General features: G+C 54.4%; 17 protein-coding genes. 1 reads left to right on the top strand and 16 read right to left on the bottom strand.

Going from position 1 to position 18,210, the window contains the following annotated elements:
• Nucleotides 1-7: 7 nt before the first annotated feature.
• From BA6348_RS14160 to BA6348_RS14115, 10 genes are all read right to left on the bottom strand, one after another.
• Nucleotides 8-1,183: an MFS transporter gene (locus BA6348_RS14160; RefSeq protein WP_122953532.1), complete on the bottom strand. Its 1,176-nt coding sequence runs from the start codon at nt 1,181-1,183 to the stop codon at nt 8-10.
• An 82-nt stretch (nt 1,184-1,265) separates the two neighbouring features.
• The gene (locus BA6348_RS14155; protein ID WP_007780352.1) at nt 1,266-1,757 is read right to left on the bottom strand and encodes a MarR family transcriptional regulator; all 492 of its coding nucleotides are present in this window, start codon (nt 1,755-1,757) and stop codon (nt 1,266-1,268) included.
• A gap of 131 nt (nt 1,758-1,888) precedes the next feature.
• Nucleotides 1,889-2,101: a hypothetical protein gene (locus BA6348_RS14150; protein WP_026557274.1), complete on the bottom strand. Its 213-nt coding sequence runs from the start codon at nt 2,099-2,101 to the stop codon at nt 1,889-1,891.
• Between the two features lie 46 nt (nt 2,102-2,147).
• Complete coding sequence (locus BA6348_RS14145) at nt 2,148-3,188, bottom strand: Gfo/Idh/MocA family protein (RefSeq protein WP_026557275.1); 1,041 nt, start codon at nt 3,186-3,188, stop codon at nt 2,148-2,150.
• A gap of 224 nt (nt 3,189-3,412) precedes the next feature.
• Nucleotides 3,413-4,093 (bottom strand): metallophosphoesterase family protein, encoded by a 681-nt coding sequence (locus tag BA6348_RS14140; RefSeq protein WP_025845948.1) that lies wholly within the window; start codon nt 4,091-4,093, stop codon nt 3,413-3,415.
• 153 nt (nt 4,094-4,246) lie between these two features.
• Entirely contained in the window at nt 4,247-4,894 is a 648-nt protein-coding gene (locus BA6348_RS14135; protein WP_025845950.1) for a nitroreductase family protein, read from the bottom strand.
• 51 nt (nt 4,895-4,945) lie between these two features.
• A complete protein-coding gene (locus tag BA6348_RS14130) occupies nt 4,946-5,905 on the bottom strand; it encodes an IS30 family transposase (RefSeq protein ID WP_129552198.1) in 960 nt (319 codons plus the stop codon).
• Between the two features lie 275 nt (nt 5,906-6,180).
• On the bottom strand, nt 6,181-6,507 hold the full coding sequence (locus BA6348_RS14125) for a hypothetical protein (protein WP_005836319.1): 327 nt from the start codon (nt 6,505-6,507) through the stop codon (nt 6,181-6,183).
• A gap of 6 nt (nt 6,508-6,513) precedes the next feature.
• Entirely contained in the window at nt 6,514-9,063 is a 2,550-nt protein-coding gene (gene parC, locus BA6348_RS14120; protein ID WP_007787021.1) for a DNA topoisomerase IV subunit A, read from the bottom strand.
• Between the two features lie 2 nt (nt 9,064-9,065).
• Nucleotides 9,066-11,036, bottom strand: coding sequence for a DNA gyrase/topoisomerase IV subunit B (locus BA6348_RS14115; protein ID WP_122952640.1), 1,971 nt, complete (start codon nt 11,034-11,036; stop codon nt 9,066-9,068).
• A gap of 513 nt (nt 11,037-11,549) precedes the next feature.
• Between BA6348_RS14115 and BA6348_RS14110 the strand changes: the two genes are divergently transcribed.
• A complete protein-coding gene (locus tag BA6348_RS14110; protein ID WP_005836313.1) occupies nt 11,550-11,927 on the top strand; it encodes a YflT domain-containing protein in 378 nt (125 codons plus the stop codon).
• Nucleotides 11,928-12,019: 92 nt separating this feature from the next.
• On the opposite strand, the gene BA6348_RS14105 is transcribed toward BA6348_RS14110, so the two are convergent.
• The 6 genes from BA6348_RS14105 to BA6348_RS14080 form a co-directional block, all read right to left on the bottom strand.
• Nucleotides 12,020-12,325, bottom strand: coding sequence for a DUF1292 domain-containing protein (locus BA6348_RS14105; RefSeq protein ID WP_005836311.1), 306 nt, complete (start codon nt 12,323-12,325; stop codon nt 12,020-12,022).
• An 82-nt stretch (nt 12,326-12,407) separates the two neighbouring features.
• The gene (locus BA6348_RS14100) at nt 12,408-13,844 is read right to left on the bottom strand and encodes a PAS domain S-box protein (RefSeq protein ID WP_081494735.1); all 1,437 of its coding nucleotides are present in this window, start codon (nt 13,842-13,844) and stop codon (nt 12,408-12,410) included.
• 124 nt (nt 13,845-13,968) lie between these two features.
• The gene (locus tag BA6348_RS26750; RefSeq protein ID WP_005836307.1) at nt 13,969-14,142 is read right to left on the bottom strand and encodes a hypothetical protein; all 174 of its coding nucleotides are present in this window, start codon (nt 14,140-14,142) and stop codon (nt 13,969-13,971) included.
• A gap of 31 nt (nt 14,143-14,173) precedes the next feature.
• Entirely contained in the window at nt 14,174-15,040 is an 867-nt protein-coding gene (locus tag BA6348_RS14090; RefSeq protein WP_007787015.1) for an ABC transporter permease, read from the bottom strand.
• Nucleotides 15,037-15,969: an ABC transporter ATP-binding protein gene (locus tag BA6348_RS14085; RefSeq protein ID WP_005836304.1), complete on the bottom strand. Its 933-nt coding sequence runs from the start codon at nt 15,967-15,969 to the stop codon at nt 15,037-15,039. The genes BA6348_RS14090 and BA6348_RS14085 overlap by 4 nt, the downstream gene beginning before the upstream one ends.
• Complete coding sequence (locus BA6348_RS14080; protein ID WP_005836302.1) at nt 15,963-18,200, bottom strand: hypothetical protein; 2,238 nt, start codon at nt 18,198-18,200, stop codon at nt 15,963-15,965. The genes BA6348_RS14085 and BA6348_RS14080 overlap by 7 nt, the downstream gene beginning before the upstream one ends.
• Nucleotides 18,201-18,210: the final 10 nt, after the last annotated feature.

Raw genomic sequence — 18,210 nt, 5'->3', positions numbered from 1 at the left:
CTTGCCGCTATGCGCTTTTGCCAAGGCGCAGCCCGCCCGCGTTTTTCGCGGCAAACAGAACCGCGAGCAAGAGCAAAAGTCCCGCTGCGCCAAACTCCAGCCAGGTGCCGCCCGCTCCGTACATCGCCGCTCCCGCTACGGGTCCCGCCGCCATGCCCATGTAGCGGATCAGGTTGTAGACGCCAATCGCGGTGGCCCGTTCCTGTTCAAACACTTCCGACAAGAGCGTAGTATGCACCGGCATCCCGATTCCGAGCGCCAGAGCGAACAGCGCGCTTGTCACGACGAGCAAGACGAGCGATGCATCTGCTGCCGCCATGAACAAAAAAGTCGCAACAGCGTGCATTCCGGCTGTCCAGACGAGTGCTTTGCGCGATCCCCACCGCTTTTGCACACGGGCAGCCAGCTTGCTGCTAATCATAAAGACAACCGATGTGAGCAAAAACAACAGACCGATTCGCTCGCTGGACAAGTGGTAGCGGTGCGTCAGCTCGACGGGGATGAACAGCAGGAAGCAGTAATACGTAAACATTTGCGCAAAGCCGAGCAAAATCACGGCCGCTCCCGTCGGCTGCCGGAAAATATCGCAGTAGGCGCGCAAGTGAAAGCTTCTCGCGGCTGTCTGGCTGTTTTTCGTCTCCGGCAGCAACAGTCCGTTCCCGATGAGCAAAAGAACTGCGGTTAAGGCCAAAAACGCAAAGACAGCCGAATGTCCGCCCACTCCCCCGATCCAGCCGCCGAGCAACGGGCCGATGGCTGGTCCTACCGCCAGCATCATCTGGTACGTTCCCATCGCATTCGCCCGCCCGTTGCCCGCAAACAGGTCGCCAATCATCGTGGCAGCCACAATCGGGATCGCGGCGAAGCCTGCGCCTTGAATCGCGCGAAAAACGAGCAAGGAAGCAATCGAATCAGCCAGATAGCAGCCGACGGAAGCAAGCGCATACAGGACGAGTGCCGGAATCAGCACCTTTTTCCGGCCGAACCGATCCACGAGCGGCCCGTAGACGATCTGCATCACAGCCAGCATGACCGTAAACAGCGAGATTGTCAGGTTGATCCAGTATTCGCTCGTCGCAAACGCCTTTTGCATGGCGGGCAGAATCGGCATAAACAAATTTTGGGCAAACGTTCCGAGCAAAATGGTCACGCCCAACAAGACGAGTACTTTTTTCGCATCCATCTGCGGTTTCACCTCATTCTCATAATTGTGTCCAAGGAAACAATTTACGAAAACGTTAGGGAGAACCCGAATCCGTCTCCCTTCACGTCTCTGCCCAGTTCTTTTCCAGCTCTTTTGTCGCTTCGCCAATGAACCGCGCGACAAACGCCAGCTCTGCTTCGCTGTAGTTGTCCAAAAAGCGGTACACGTTTTTCTCCAGCCGCGCGTGAAAGCTATCGTGAATGCTGTTCACCAGCTCGCCCACTTTGGTCAGGCGGAAAAAAACTTCCTTCTGGTTGTCTTCCAGTTGGTAGCGCTCCAGCAGCCCTTTTTTCAGCAGCTTCACCGTAATTTTCGAAATCGCGCTTTTCGTGACCCCGATGTTTTGCGCAATCGTCGTTACGTTCATCCGGGTATCTCGGCCAATCGCGGAAATGACGTGCAGCTCCGTGACCGAGAGGCTGCCCAGATGCTGGTATTCGGGAATGCTGTTCTGGATGAGGCGCAAGAGCAGCGCTTCGCGGCGTTTGCTCTGCTCCTCCTGTTTATGGAGAAGCGCGAGCCACTGATTCCAAATTTTCGTTTTCTGATCCAATTCAGAAGTCAGCTCCTTTGCCAATCGCCTTTTTGTTTCCTCGGAAACATTCTCACTGTATCACGTTTGAAGACAAGTGGCAAGCAAAAAACCGCAGCCCTGCCGTCCCGAGCTGCGGTCTTGCTTGAGCGTTACCCTTGCACATTTCCCAATTCCACGTCGGCGGCAAAATGGGCGCGCGCAAACTCCAGCACTTCGCCTTCCGAGCCTGCCGAAATTTTATAGTTCGCAACCACCTTTTTGCCGTTTCGCACCTGCACGTTGTACTGCGAATCGCCATCGTATGTGCATTCGCACTGATAGTCCTTGCCGTTGACCTGAATGTTTCCTTCCACAGCGGTCACACCTCCCCTCCTAGTGTGACCAACGCTCTTCTCCCTCATGCTACGATCAGACAAAAAGCTCGACGCTTCTCCCCGTCGCAGCGGACTCCATCGCCGCTTCGATAATGCGCAGGGCGTACAGCCCGTCTTCTCCTGTCACCGCCGGAGCAGTTCCCGTACGAATCGCCTCGACAAACGTGTCGATGACGCCACTTTTGGTCTGTGCGTCATTGGTCTGCATCGCACCGATCTGGTAAACCGCTCGCTCGCCGCCTGCGGTCACGACCTCGATGTCCTTTTGCGGGTCGGCAAAAATTTTCATGATGCCGCGCTCGCCGTATAAAATCGTGCTGTTGTCCTCATCGCCGTAATAGCTCCAACTGAACGACGCCGTGCCTACTGCGCCCGACTGCGTTTTCAGGAGGCATACCATATGGTCGCACACCTCGATGGGCTGGCCCTGTTCGTCTTTTTTGTCCAGGACGTCTGCAAACGCGCTGACCTGAACGATCTCGTCCTGGAGCAAATAGCGCAGCAGATCCACCTTATGAATGCCCAAATCGCCTGCCACTCCGAGCGCTGAGCGCGCTTTTTTGAAAAACCACGTGCCTTTTGTCCGATTGGCGCTCCAATACTCCGGACCTTTATGCCCGAAGCTCGTCTTGAACGAAAGAATTTTTCCCAGCTCGCCTGCCGCGATCAGTTGCCGCGCCTTTTGATGGGCGGGTACGAGGCGCTGGTTGTGGTCGACCATCAAAATCTTCCCCGAAGCGCGCGCTGCGGCGAGAATCGTCTCCGCCCCCTCGCTCGTCGTCGCCATCGGCTTTTCGCACAGCACATGCTTCCCGGCGAGCAGCGCCTGTGTGGTGATGATGTGGTGCATCTCGTTTGTCGAGCAGTCGCTGATCGCTGCAAGTTCCGGATGGTGGACGACTTCTTCCCAACTGCCAGCTACTTGTCCGCCGTACTGGGCTGCCAGTTTTTGCGCGCGCTCGGGATTGGGGTCGTAGACGAGGTGGATTTGTGTGTACGGATTGCTGCTGTACTCAGGCGCATGGCGATGCGTAGCGATCGAACCGCAGCCGATAATGCCGACTTTCAATGTCACGGTATCCTCTCCCCTTTTTCCTGGTTCCTGTCCGCCTTTTGACAGAAGCAAGGCTGAAGTCGCAGGTTGTCCAGCTTGTCGGTAAATCATTTCGCAATATTCTCATTATACAGATATTTGCTCCATTGGAAAACTTCGCTTCGGCCCGCTTTTTTGTCGTGGCATGCGACTGAAAAAGACGGCAAGCCCTTCCTAGGGCCTGCCGTCCTTTCCCACTGGTTGTTTTATTCGACCGAGTACACTTTGCGGCTGGGCAGCTCCAGGCAATGCAACCGCCCGCCGAAAACAGCGCCGCCGTCAATGCCGATGATGTTGTTTTCGCCGAAGTAGACGTCGTGCTTCCCGTGCAAATTTTCCGTCGGGGTATGCCCGAACACGACGGTCTTTTCCCCTTGGTAGCCTTTGTGGAACTCGTCGCGAATCCACATCAGCTTGTACGGGTCGGTTTCCGCCACAGGCGTCTGCGGATGCACGCCACCGTGGACAAAAATGTATTCATCCGTCTCGTGATAATGGGCCAGTCCGCCCAAAAAATCGAGGTGCTCCTGCACTTCCGGCGTCACTTCCAGAGACGCTGGCGCCCCCGGTTCGGTCTGTGCAGCCGCGTGGCCGTAGCTGGCCAACGTCGCCTGGGCGCCATTGCGAAACCAGCGCTCGATAAATACCGGGTCCTGCTCGAACGATTTCACCATCATATGGTCATGATTGCCCATCAGGACAATCGCCCCTTGCGCATGAAGCTGCTTCACTTTTTCCACGACTTCTCTGGACTTCGGCCCGCGGTCGACATAATCGCCGAGCAAAATGAGCTGGTCGTGCTGCGGATCGTAATTCACAAGCTCCATCAGCGACTCCAGCTTGTCCAGCTCCCCGTGAATATCGCTGATTGCCAATATCCGATTCATCCTAACCCTTCTTTCTTCTGTCTGTACGCTTCCGCTTTTTCTGTTTCATTGTACGCTCCCTCCCGCCCGATTTCTACCCTGCGGGCAAGATTGTCTGGCAAAAAACAGACAGCCACGGTCGAAAAGACCCGTGACTGTCGTGCGTACGCCCGTTTATTTGCTTGGCATTTCGTTCCAGAACGTAATGTCGTCCACATCGAGCCGGGTGGTCGGATGACCTGGCTGCGCCGCTTTGCCCACGGCGATCAGCATGACGGTTTCGTAGCGGTCGGAAATGTTGAACGCCTCTTTGAACAATTCGGCGTTGTAGCCGCCCATGGGCACCGTGTCGTAGCCACGCGCTTTTGCCACGAGCATGAACTGCATGGAAACAAGCCCGCCATCCACGAGAGCAATTTCCTTAATCAGACTGCGCTCGCGATTTTCGTAGCGGCGATTGATGTTGGCGATCATCGTCGCCTTCGCCTCTTCGGTCATGTAGCCTGCGTCGATGGCTTTCTGGTAAATTTGCTCAGCCTGCTTGTAGCCCTCGTAGTCGCCCAGCACGGCGACGATCGCCGCAGCCTCGACGACTTGCTTCTGGTTGAACGCAATCGGCAGCAGCTTTTCTTTCAGCTCCTGCTCGTCGATGATGAGGAAGCGCCAAGGCTGAAGGTTGGAGCTGGATGGCGCCAACGTAGCTTCGGCCAGCATCTCTTTCAGCTCGTCGCGGGAAATTTTCACCGTTGGATCGTAATGACGCACCGATCGCCGTTCAGAAATGACGTCAAAAAAAGCCTTTTTGTTCATGACTTGTTCCATCTCCTTACTCCTCCAATCAGTAAGTAACTAACCTTTGTTTATGACGAATTGTCAAGACAAGTGCGACAGAGCTTCCATGAATGATTCGTAAGCGGTCTTCCAACCCAGACATTTTCTTGGCCGATTGTTAATGAGCTCCAAGGCCTGAATCAGTTCCTCCTCGGAGACTTCGGCAAAATCCTTGCCTTTGGGAAAAAATTCTCGCAGAAGGCCATTTGCGTTCTCGTTCGTGCCCCTTTGCCAGGAAGAGTAGGGATCGGCAAAGTAAATGTTTACGCCATGTGCTGACTCCAGCCGTTCGTAACAGGCAAACTCTTTGCCACGGTCAACGGTAGCTGTTTGAAACGATCCTTTCGGTAACGACTCAGCAACGAAACCAAAGGCCTTTTCCATGGAAGCCGAGGTACGATCAGGCATCTTTACGGCAAGGTAAAAGCGTGTCTTGCGCTCAGCGAACGTCGCGACACACGCCTTACTTTTTCCACGGCTGGAAACAACCGTATCCAGTTCCCAATGACCAAAGCTCTCACGCTTTCGTACTTCCTTGGGTCGCTGCCGAATGGACTTTCCTACGTTGAAACGACCACGTGTTTCGATTGGTCTCCGGCGTTTCCCTTTGTGGCGCAGAACGGTGGTATCTCCTTTAACCAAAAAGCCCTGATACAGCCAGCGATACATCGTTTTAAACGACACTTTCTGTTCGGGGCATTCCTGACTCATCCGTCCGGCAATCTGCTCGGGAGACCAGGTCTGCGCCAGCTTACTGGCAATGTAATGCTCACGTTCAGGAGTCCGCTTGCCTCTGGGAACAGACCGTTCGCGACGTTTCTCGTAAACCTCTTGCGCGGCTTCTGCCTGATATTCCCCTGCCTTACAACCCCGTTTTAACTCACGGGCAATGGTAGCATGATGCCGTTTGAGTTCTCTGGCAATGGCGCGGGCAGACCAACCCAACCGATGAAGGAGTGCTAGCTCACTACGCTCTGTTATGCTAAGATGTGTATAACTCATGATTGATTCTCCTGTGTAAATGGTGTTGTCGTGACTTCATTTTACACGAATCAATCATGGGCCGTTTTTTTATCTAGGTGTCGCACTTGATATTACAATCTGTCTTATAAAAAACGGAAGTGTTCAAACTGTATCATATCTGCCAATCTTTTGGCAATCCTTTGAACTGTAAGAAAACGTAAAAAAACGCTTTGGCACGTCCAGGCACTTGTACAAAAAACATGTACAGGTGCCTGGACGAGAGCCAAAGCGTTTGCTTCATCCGCTCTTTTTGCCTACACAGGCGAGAACGCCGACAGGACGGCGGGTTGTCTCACGGTTTCGTTGTTCGGCAGTTGCACGATGAGGTGGCCGCTGTCCGCATCCTCGCCGCCTTCCCAGCGAAGCGCGAATGGCTTGCGCTCAAAAGCGTCGTTCTCATCGAGACTCGCCAGCATCTTTTTCAGCGTGTCTGCCGTCACCGGAACAGGCACGCTCGGGCCTTCCTCCTGCGGAAGCGAAAGCAGCTTGGGCGCGTCTTCAAAATACAGGACGGTATCGAGCAAAAGCGACACCTGCTGCCAGCTCAATGGGGATACAAAAGCTTCAAACGGAGTTGCCATTTTCCATCATTCCTTCTCTTCGCCAGGTTCGAGATCGAACAAAGTGACAGGCGCCGCTGTCGACTTCGGTTGCACACTCGCGGATTCGCCCTCTCCAGAGCCTTTTGCTGGTTCTTCTTTTGCTTCCTCTGTCGGCAGGACGGTTTCGAACACAACGGATTTGACGCCGCCTTCTACCAGGTGGCGACCAATTCCGCCCTGCTCGTTGACGTTGACCAGGCTCGTGTCGACCAGCGTCCATTCGTTTTGCGCCGTCCACGCGTACACCGTCTCGTCGATGAACACTGCCGCAAGCTGGTGCGGGTGGTTTTTGCGCTTGCGAATAAGCTGTACGCCTTTTCCGGCCCGGCCTTGCAGCGGAATGGCCGCAATCGCTGTCCGCTTGACCACACCTTCGGCTGTCAATAGCGTGAAGGCGCGGCTGTCCTCTTCCTCAATCGGGAGCATGGTGACGACCGCATCGTCAGGCGCGAGCGTAATCGCCTTAACGCCACTGGAAGCGCGGCCGGTCGGGCTGACTTCTCCCTGCGGGAAGCGAATGCCCATGCCGTCTCGGGTCGCCCCTAAAATGCCGCCTGCTTCGCCTGTCACAAATACATGCACAAATTCGTCATCTTCTGATTTCAGCTTGGCAGCCACCAACGCGCTCGAACGATTGGTCTCGTACTCGGACAGCGCGGTCTTTTTAATCAGCCCGTTTTTGCTGACGTGGTAAACAAACAGCGGCTGCTTGAAGTTTTCCACGATCGTAAAGCCGACGATGCGCTGATTTTTTTCCAGCGGGATGACGTTGACCAGCGCGGAGCCGATGTCCTTCCACTTGTCGTCCGGGAAAGCATTGACGAGCGTGGCGAAATACTTCCCGTCCTGCGTGAAAAACAAGGCGGTATGGGACGTATTCGTCTCCACGAAGTAGCGAACCTTGTCCCCTTCCTTGACCCCGCACGTTTCCAGGGTTCCGCCCACTGACTTGAAGGAGCGCGGACTCGTCCGCTTGATGTATCCTTCGTTGGTGAGCGTGACGATGCAGTCTTCCGCATTGATCTGCATCGCGATGTCGATCTTGATTTCCTCGATCTCTCCCTGGATTTCGGTCAGGCGCTCTTCGGCGTACTTTTTCTTGATTTCGTTCAGCTCGCTTGTGATGACCTGAATCAGCTTTTTCTCACTGGCGAGAATCGCTTCAAGCTCCTCGATCTCTTTGGCCAAAGTCGAAAGCTCTTTTTCCAGCTTGACGATGTCCAGCCGGGTCAGGGAGGCGAGCTGGATGCTCAAAATCGCATCGGCCTGCTCATCCGTGAAGCCGTACTTCTCCATGATGTTTTTCTTGGCGTCGGACCGGTCTTCGGAATCCATAATCGTATCGACGATTTCGCGCAAAATGGATTTGGCGCGAATCAACCCCTCAACGATGTGCTTGCGTTTGCTCTTGCGCTCAAGGTCGTAGTTGCAGCGATTCGTCACGACTTCTTTCTGGTGGTCGATATACGCGCCGAGCAGCGCTTTAAGTCCCATCTGGCGGATGGTTCCTTCGTGGATCACGTTCATGTTGTAGTTGTAGTAAATTTGCAGGTCGGTGTTTTTGTACAAGTAATTCAGAATCGCCTGCTCATCTGCTTCCTTGCGAATGTCGACGACGATGCGGACCTTGTTCATTTCCGCTTCCTTGCGCCCTGTCTCGTCGCGGACGGCCATCGCGCCTTCGATTTTGCGGTCCATCACCAGCTCGTCTATTTGCGCGACCAGCTTGGACTTGACCACTTCGAAAGGAATTTCCGAAATGACGATCTTTTTCACTTTCCCGCCCTTTGGCTCTTCCATGTGGGTCTTCGCGCGAATGATGAACTGGCCGCGGCCTGTCTCAAACGCCTTGCGAATACCCGACACCCCTTGGACGATGCCCCCGGTCGGAAAATCCGGGCCTTTGACGTGCTTCATCAGTTCGTCGAGCGAGATGTTCGGATTTTTCATCTGCGCGATCGCCGCGTCAATGACTTCGCCCAGGTTGTGGGTAGGAATATCGGTGGCAAAGCCGACGGCAATCCCGGTAGCGCCGTTCACCAGCAAGTTTGGAAAGCGCGACGGCAACACGGCCGGCTGCTGCGCCGAGTTGTCGTAGTTCGGGATGAAGATGACCGTATCTTTTTCAATATCGCGCAAAAGCTCGTTAGCGAGCGCGGACAGTCTCGACTCCGTGTAACGCATCGCCGCTGGCGGGTCGGCGTCGAGGCTTCCGAAGTTGCCGTGTCCCTGAATGAGCACCTGGCGCATTTTCCACCATTGCGCCATGCGCACCATCGTTTCGTAAATCGCCGAGTCGCCGTGCGGATGGTACGTACCCATGACGTACCCGACTGTTTTGGCCGATTTGCGGTACGGCTTGTCGTGCGTATTGCCTTCCTGGTACATCGCGTACAAAATCCGGCGCTGCACTGGCTTCAGGCCATCGCGGGCGTCGGGAATCGCGCGGGAGAGGATAACCAGGTTGGCGTAATCCCCAAACCGCTTGCCCATGATTTCCGCGAAGCTCTGGTTAATGATCTGATTGGACAACATGTTTATTCATCCTCTCCCACTTCAAAGGTAACGTGGTTCTCGATCCACTCGCGACGCGGAGGCACTTTGTCCCCCATCAGAACCGTCACGAGCTTTTCACAGTGAGCGAGGTCTTCTAGCTCGACTTTAATGAGTTTTCGCGTCTCCGGGTTCATCGTAGTTTCCCACAACTGATCGGCGTTCATCTCGCCCAAGCCTTTGTAGCGCTGTACTTCTGCGCCGCGTCCGACCCGTTTTAACGCCTGCTCCAGCTCGTGGTCGCTCCAACAGTAGATCGACTCCGTCTGCTTGCCCTTCACCTGTTTTTTCACCTGGTACAAAGGCGGCTGGGCGATGTACAGATGACCGGCGGCGATCATCGGGCGCATGTAGCGGAAGAAAAACGTAAGCAAAAGCGTCTGGATGTGGGAGCCGTCGACGTCCGCATCGGACATGATGATGACTTTGTCAAACGCGCAGTTTTCGATGTCGAAGTCTTCCCCGATGTCCGTCTCCAGCACTTCCAGAATCGTGCGGAACTCCTCGTTCGCCAACACTTCAGACAGCTTGGCCTTTTCCGTATTCAACGGTTTTCCCCGCAGAGAAAACAGCGCCTGGAACTCGGAGTTGCGCGCCTGCTTCGCAGAGCCGCCCGCAGAGTCACCTTCGACGAGAAACAGTTCATTGCGTTTGGAATCCCGGTATTGCGGCGGCGTGAATTTTTCCGAAATGGATTTGCGTTTTTTCGCCGTCTTGCCTTTTTTGTCTCCGCGCAGAGCTTCGCGCTGTTTGCGCAGCTCCTCGCGAATTTCAGCGGAGCGCAACGCCTTGTCGATCAAAAGCTTGCCTATTTCCGGATTTTCCTCGAGGAAGAAGCCCAGCTTCTCGGAGACAATTTGCTCGACGATCGCCCGCGCTTCTTCGTTGCCCAGCTTGTCCTTGGTTTGGGACTCGAACTGGACATCAGCCATTTGCAATGACAGCACACCGAGGAAACCTTCCCGCAAATCATTTCCTGTCAAGTTGGGATCTTTGTCCTTCAAATACCCTTTTTTCCGCGCGAACTCGTTGAAAATCCGGGTCGTTCCGTTGCGAAATCCGGTGACATGCGTACCGCCGTCTGTCGTGACGATCGAGTTGACGTAGGAGACGAGCGTTTCCGCGTAGCCGTCGTTGTACTGAAAAGCCAGCTCGACGTAGACGTTGTCTTTTTCCCCTTCAAAATAAACGATCGGGTGCAGCGTGTTTTTCCCCTCATTCAAATAGGAGACGTACGACTTCAGACCGTCCTCGAAGTAAAATTCTTCCCGCTTCTTCTCCGGGCCGCGCTCGTCAATCAGCACCATGCGCAGTTTCTTGAGCAAAAACGCCGTTTCCCGGAAACGATCGCGAATCGTCTCGTAGTCAAAGCGCGCGCTGCCAAATATTGCCTCGTCCGGCAGGAAGCGCACAGTCGTACCTGTCCTTTTGGTCGTTCCGATCACTTCAAGGTCTGTAACGGGCTTGCCGACGTGCTCGATGCCTTTTTCGTCGACTACGTAGGCAAAGCGCTGCTTGTGAATCTTGCCTTCGCGGTGAATCTCCACTTCGAGCCACTTGGACAAGGCCACGACGACGCTGGAGCCTACGCCGTGCAAACCGCCGCTTTTTTTATAGCCGCCGCCGCCGAATTTTCCTCCGGCGTGAAGCGTCGTAAAAATGACTTCCGGAACGGGCCGTCCCGTCTTGTGCATCCCCGTCGGAATTCCCCGACCGTGGTCCTCGACGCTGACGCTGCCATCCTTGTACAACGTGACGATGATCGTATCATTGACGCCAGCCAACGCCTCATCCTTGGCATTGTCGACGATTTCCCACAGGAGATGGTGCAAACCTCTGCTTCCGGTCGAGCCTATGTACATCCCAGGGCGCTTGCGGACGGCGATCAGGCCCTCCAGTACCTGGATATCTTCCTCGGTATAGGTCAGTGTATGTAGTGTGTCTGTTTCCTTCAATCGCGCTCTCCCCTCTACTTTTCGAAAAAGCGTCCAAAACAGGCTTTCGTTTTGGTAACCGCACAGGTCATCGCCTTGCTCTTGGGAAAACATCCTTTCCGTCCGAAAGGGAATATTTCACAAAAAAAGCGAACACTTAATCGCTATTGTACCGTATGCTTCCCATAGTATTCAACGCTAGTCACAAAATGGGGCAAAAAAACCACCCCGCCCCTAGCGAGATGGCCGATCCTGCACAGTATTCCCCGTATCCACTGGCGTCAGGCCGAAACCGTTTAGCCCAAGCATATGACGCTTCGTCATTAGTGTAGCATTTGCAGCAAAGCGAGGTCAAAGCGAAACCAGTCCCCGCCTGCGCTCTTTACTTTATTTCTTGCTCGTTTTGGAAAATCCCTGCTCGTTCAAACAATTTCTTCCGACATCGCGCACGCAACTATTTCCATTCATCTATACCGCGCGGGCGGGCAACCTATTAGAGCATCGATTCCTGAGGCGACATAGGGGGGAATAACGTTGATAAGTGCGACCAAGCCGTTTGTCAAGTTTCATCGGTACGATCAGGAGCTGGTTTCGGACATTCAGGCGTTGAACTCGTCCGGCTATCATAAGGATGACATTTGGGTGTTGAAGTGGAATCCCGATAAAAACCACTCGAATCAACGCGACAATTTTTATAAATACAGTACGCATTTTGAAAGTGCTGTAGGCGACATCGACAGCAAAGCCCACTTCTTCGACAACGGCGGCGAGGAGCTGCGCACCCGGCTCGAAAAGCTCGGGTTGACCAAGGATGAATGCTCCGCGCTGGTCAGGGAGCTGCAAGAAACGGACTACACCTGCCTTTTGGTCGTCCGCGACCTGAAAGACAACATCATCAAAATGAACGACTGATCTGCCCATCAAAAAAGCCGCTGCCGGTTTGTTCAAACCAGGCAGTGGCTTTTTTACGCTTGCGAGCATCCCGCAACAACGCGGGCACCCGATTATTCGCCTTTGTCGATCAGTTCAATGCCTTCCAGAACCTCGTTCAGCTTCGCGTACACAGCGCTTTCTTCGTCTTCTTCCAATGGAACCATTTCGCCGCCGTCGATCTGGAATACGAAGATGTCTACTTCTTCATCCAGCTCTTCTTCGGCCTCCTCGTCTTCGAGCGCTTCCGTCAAGGCAATATATTCTTTACCGTTCAGGTCGAACATCGCCACTACTTCAAAATCACCCAACGGTTCACCGTTTTCATCGTCCAGCGTAATGATATCGCCCAATTCGAGGTCTTTGCTATCTTCTGTCAATGCGTTCACGTCCTTATGCTGATATTGGTTCTCTACACCATCATACCGTTTTTTTCCGGCAGAAGCAAACAGGTGAATGGCGCTATCGCACCGGCAATCTGATTTCGAAAGTCGTCCCTGTCTCTTCCTTGCTGCACACAGAAATCGTCCCGCCGTGATTGGCGATGATTTTGTAGCTGACCATAAGCCCGAGTCCCGTCCCGTTCGGCTTCGTGGTGAAAAATGGCTCGCCCAGTTTCAGCAGTTGTTCCTCGGCGATGCCGCAGCCTTGGTCGGTAAAGGCAATCAGCATCATCCCGTCCTCGACACTCGCCGACACGGTCACGACCCCGCCATTCGGCATCGCTTCCACTGCATTTTTCAACAAATTGAGAAACACTTGCTTCAACTGGTTTTCCTCGCAGACGATGGCAGGCAGATTGTCGGCGTAGCTGGTGAGTATCTGGACGTTGTACATGATCGCATGCGTGTCGGCAATCATGACGATCTGCTCCAGGAGCGGCTGCATCTCCCTTTTCCGCTGGAATACGACCTGCGGCTTGGCGAGCACGAGAAATTCGCTGATGATAAATTCGATCCGATCCAGCTCGGACAACATGATCCGGTAATACTCGTCCTTGCCGCCGGAGTGCGCCCGGAGCAGTTGGACAAACCCTTTCAGCGACGTCAGCGGATTGCGAATCTCGTGGGCCACCCCCGCGGCCATCTGCCCGATCACCGACAGCAGCTCGGACTTGCGCACCAGCTCTTCTGCCTGTTTACGCTCGGTAATATCTTGCACAATCCCGATCACAGCCGGCTTTTGCTTGTACGTGCTCGTTTTTTGCAGCACCTCGACATCAATCCGATTGCCGTTTTTGCACAGACCGCGAAACTGGTAGTGAATGTTCGAGCGATCCCCGTTGATTCTGCGCTCCTGATGCGTGCGAACAATGTCCCGCTCTTCCTCGATGACGAGGTCGGAAGCGGTCATTTTCACCAGTTCTTCCTGACTGTAGCCGAAAATATCGCCGAGCCTCGGGTTGACGTAAACAAACCCCGGCTCGTCCACATACGCGATGTAGACGCCGACCAGTGTATCCTCGACCAGACTGCGGTACAGCTCTTCTGCCTCCTGCATCTGCTGCTTCATCTGCTTGTATTCCGTAATCTCTGTGGCAGAGCCTATGATTTCAGTGACGATGCCATTGCGGCAAATCGGCGTCAGGACGGAGGAAAAGTAGCGTTCACCAAACGCAAGCTCGTATTCGATCGTCTGTCCAGCGAAAGCGAGCTGGTAGTAAGGCATGATCGATTCGATCCCGTACTGGCGTAAAATATCTTCTGCGCGCATTCCTTTTAATTTTTCCGTGTCAACGCCAAACTCATACGCGAGCTTGCCTTCCGACAGATCCAGGACAAATTCGTCTTGTTCATTCCGGATAAAGGTAAAAATATGATTATGTACGTTTTGAATAATGTGGAACCATTCCTCTTTGGGTGAAAGCACCCCAGCCTCGACGCCTTGTGCACGCAACAACCATTCACCTCTTCTGTCATAAGGATATGGACAAATTCACCACAGAAGATGCTTTTCCTCTTTTTTCCGGGCAAACCTTCCCGCTATAAAAAACAACCTACCGTCATGGCAGGTTGTCCGCTTTTTACTCGCTGTACTCTTGAAGCACGCCTTTTTCCAGCAAAAACGCTTCCTCGGCTTGCAGAATCGTAATGATCGCTTCACGCTGCACGTACATGCCCGCAGAAGCGAGACGACTCTCAATCGATCTGAGCAATTCTTCAAAATCAATAATTTGCACTTCTTCCTGTTTGCTCACAAAAAGCCCTCCCTTTTCCGACACACACCCTTCATTTTACACGAACAGACCATTTCTTCCAACTCCACCATTTTCGCCGGATCGGCTTGAGCAAATACGCGCTCCACACCATCAGCAATAGCGCCAGCACGACGTAAAAGCAGGAAAAAAACAGCCACGGCGAAAAGGCGAACTGCTCGGAGTGGTCCAGCGTCTCTCCCAGTATGCCAAACAGGACGATGATCGGATTCATTCCCGCCAGCACTTGCAGCTCCGGCAAATTCCAGACGCCTTGATCGGGGTACATGTCCGGGTAGCTTTGCTGTAGCCATTCGCCGATGAAGAAAAAGAGCAGCCCGGTTCCGACGACGAAAAAGAAAGCGATCCCGTACGAAGTAATCGTGCTAATCGAGGTGCGTTTGATCCATGTCGAGCAAAACAGCCCAAGCGAGCCCAAAAAGAAAATGTTGACGGCCAGAAACAGAATCAACTGCGCCATCTGCTCCGGCGACACGCTGCCGTACAGCATGACAATGCTGTACAGCGGCATGGAGGCGACGAGCAACAGCGTGGAAAAAGCCAGCGACGTAATCAGCTTGCTCCACACAATCGTGGCAGGCGACAACTGCGTCGTCAGCAAAATGTGCAGCGTCTGCCGTTCGCGCTCGCCGCTGATGGCCCCCGCCGTCAGGGCAGGCGCGACAAAGCAGACCATCGCATAATGAATCGCCGCTGATATGAGAAACAGGTTGCGATTCTCGCCCAGCGCCTCTGCCCGCAACGTATCTGTCAGCAAAAAACCAAGCGGAATCCCGCCCATGATGAGCAGGTAAATCGCCAGGATGCACACCGTTTTCCGGGAGCGAAACCGCTCGCGCATTTCCTTGACGAGAATCGGGTTGAAAAGGAAGCCGTTCATTCCATACCGACTCCTTCCGTAATCGCCATGAAAACGTCCTCCAAGTTTTTCTTCGCGTCACCGTAGTAGACGACCGCCACCTGCTCGTCGATCAGCTCTTGCAACAGGTCGGCCTTTTCCTGCTCGGCGCCCTGAAAATAAAAGCGGAAGCCGCCCATGTATTCCTCCAGATGGTTCACATGCGGCGAGCTTTCCAACAGCAGCGCCGCTTTGTCGAGGTTGCGCAGCGCGCGAAGCTGCATGACGCTTCCGCCTGTCTCTCTGCTGCTTACTTCGTGGACAGAGCCGCACGCGATCAGTTTCCCGTTTTCGATCACGCCGATATCATCGCACAGCTCGGCCAGCTCCGGCAAAATGTGCGAGCTGATGAGAATCGTTTTGCCCATCTCGCGCAGTTGCTTGATAATCTCCCGCAGCTCGATGCGCGCCCGCGGGTCCAGGCCAGACGCCGGTTCGTCGAGAATCAGGACCGCCGGATCGTGGACGAGGCATCTCGCCAGCCCCAGCCTTTGCTGCATCCCCCGCGACAAGGAATCGACAAACGCATCCGCCTTGTGCGCCAGGTTGACCAGCTCCAGCAGGTCGGCTACGAGCGAGCGTCTTTTGCGCGCCGGGATTTTAAAGGCGCCCGCGTAAAACTCCAAATATTCCACAGCCGTCAAGTTGTCGTACACGCCAAAAAAGTCGGGCATGTAGCCGAGCGACTGGCGCACGCTGGCCGGGTCCTTGCGAACGTTGTAGCCGCAGACGTACGCTTCGCCTTCGCTCTGTTCCAGCAGCGTGGACAAAATCAGCATCGTCGTCGATTTTCCGGCGCCATTCGGGCCGATGAAGCCGAACACTTTTCCCGGCGCGATGGACAGATTCAAGTCTGACAAAGCTTGCAGGGTACCGTAGCGCTTCCCCAGATGCACGGTTTCAATTACCACTTTCTCACCCCTTCAACCTGGAAAAACGGCGTTGGCAGCGACAGGCGCGAAGCTGTGCTGTTGGAAAAACGAAGCAACAGCGTGCGGTTGGCTGTCAAGGCATCCTGAAGTTCTTGCTCCAGCACCAGCTTTGTCCCGTGCTCCACCGTCCGCCACTTCCCGCTTTTCTGGTGGAAGTACTCGATTCGGAACGGGCGGTACGAACTGTGGTCAAGCGGAACAAGCAACCGCTTCAACTCCAGGTTCGTCGCGTCCGTCCGCAATTCAAACGTAATGCTTCCTTTTCCGAGTTGCCAGAGGTAGCCCGAGTTCGATTCGTAGTCGCCGCTCGCTTCAAACAGCTCTGCATTGAGCAGTCCGTACGGCAGGATCACATCTCCTTCGGCTTGCGGCTGGAGTTGGACCGTCTGGTTGACGACATTCCAGTAGTGAGCCTGATGCGGCTCCTGCATTTTCATCAGCGGAACCGGCTCTGTCGTAATCCCGATCAGCCGCACCTGGCCGCCCTGGGCATAGCCGATGATGTTCTCCTGCATTTCTTTGCGCCGTTTTTCGGGCGAATCTTGTTCGTCCTGCTGCTGATCCCGCGGCATAAACAGCGACTCCAGCACGGCGTCAATCTGTTTCTCTTCTCCTTTTTTCAGCGCGCCAATCGGAATACGCTGCAAGCCGACCTCGAGAAACGACTGCTCGTAGGAGTACACCGTGTTGTTTTTCACCTGTCCGACCAGCCTGTTCTCCTCGACATGCACATCCACCTCAAACGCGCCGATGTCGTGCATGACGCCAAAGCCGATTGCCTGTTTCGGAGTCAGGTACGGCAGATTGCGGTAAGACAACAGCCGTGAACCGTCTGTTATTCCTTCCGGCTCGTAGTCGTTTCGGCCCTGCGTCAACGGAACAGCGACAATCGACGGCTCCACGATCACGTCATAGCCGTCCTTGTCGACTGCCAAAAAAGTAGTCCCGGTTCGCACTTTGGCCAACTTTTCATCCAAAACGCTGATTTCCGAAATCGTGTAGCTGACGTTCGTTTTCACTACGAGCGGCTTTCCGATCGCGAAAATCCCGACCGTCAGCAGAATGGCCGCTCCCGGAATGATTCCCCACGCCCATTCCCGTCTGCCGGCTTTTTTCAGCACGAAATAAGCCAGCGGCGCCACCAAAAGCACATAGCCGCCCCACATGACCACCATCCAGACAGGAGGCGGAGTTTGCACGTCGGGGATTTTTTTGCTCAGCTCCAACAAAGAACGCGACATCTGGTCGAAATAGCGCTTGTTTTCCAACACAGTCGTCACGCCTTGCTGGACCATGACGTTTTGCCACAACGGCAAATTGTGCTGCCAGGAAGCCAGCGGCTCAGCGGTCACATCGTAGTTGACGAACAGAAAAACTCCTTGGCCGCTCTTTTTCGCGACATATAGCGGCAGCTCCTTGTTGTACACGCCCAGCTTGCCGGGCGGGGCGGGCTTGTCACCTGCATACGTGCGTAGCGCCTCTGCAAGTGGCACGCTCCCTTTTTGTCCCGCCTGAATCGGCAAAATGTCCGCGAACCTTTGCACCAGTCCATCCTGTCCCGGCCCTGCCGACAGGATGACGACTCCTCCCAGCTTGATCCACTCCTTGATCGCGGCAAGCTGCGCGTCGTCGATCAACGCTCCTTGCTTGCCGCTAATCGCCAGCACGTCGAGACTCTCGTACATCCACGACTGGTCCGGAAGCATGTCCGGAGTCAAGTTTTGCACCGAGATCGGCCGATTCATTTTCGATTGGGAGGCGTTCACCGCGAGAAAATGAAACGCGTTTCCGCCCTCATCCACGACGCCGATCGTCTGCCCGTCTTTCGGATAAGGGAGGCGCAGCTTTTCGGATTTTAGGACCTGTCCGTTTTGCGTGACGTGAACGTACCAGTTATCGAGCAAGATTTGCATCGGCAAGTCGAAAAACAGCGTCGTGCTCTTGCCTTGTTCCAGCTTGACTGGCCGACGAAAGTTCGATTGCCGCAAATTTTTGGACAGAGGCTTTCGCGACAGCTCCACGAAGCCCGAGATGTCTGTTTCCTGGCTGGTGATCGTCACACCGAGCCGCACCCATGATTCGTACTTGACGATGCCGCCCAAAGGCAAATTCACTTCTATATCCATGTTGTTCTCCGCCAGCGCCGGCTGTCCCGCAAAGCCCAGGCCGAACCAGGCGACCGCAAAGACCAACATCCATTTCCATTTCATGCTTGTTCCT

The sequence above is a fragment of the Brevibacillus agri genome, from assembly GCF_004117055.1.
GTDB lineage: Bacteria > Bacillota > Bacilli > Brevibacillales > Brevibacillaceae > Brevibacillus > Brevibacillus agri.
This window is presented reverse-complemented; position numbering and strand designations above follow the sequence as displayed.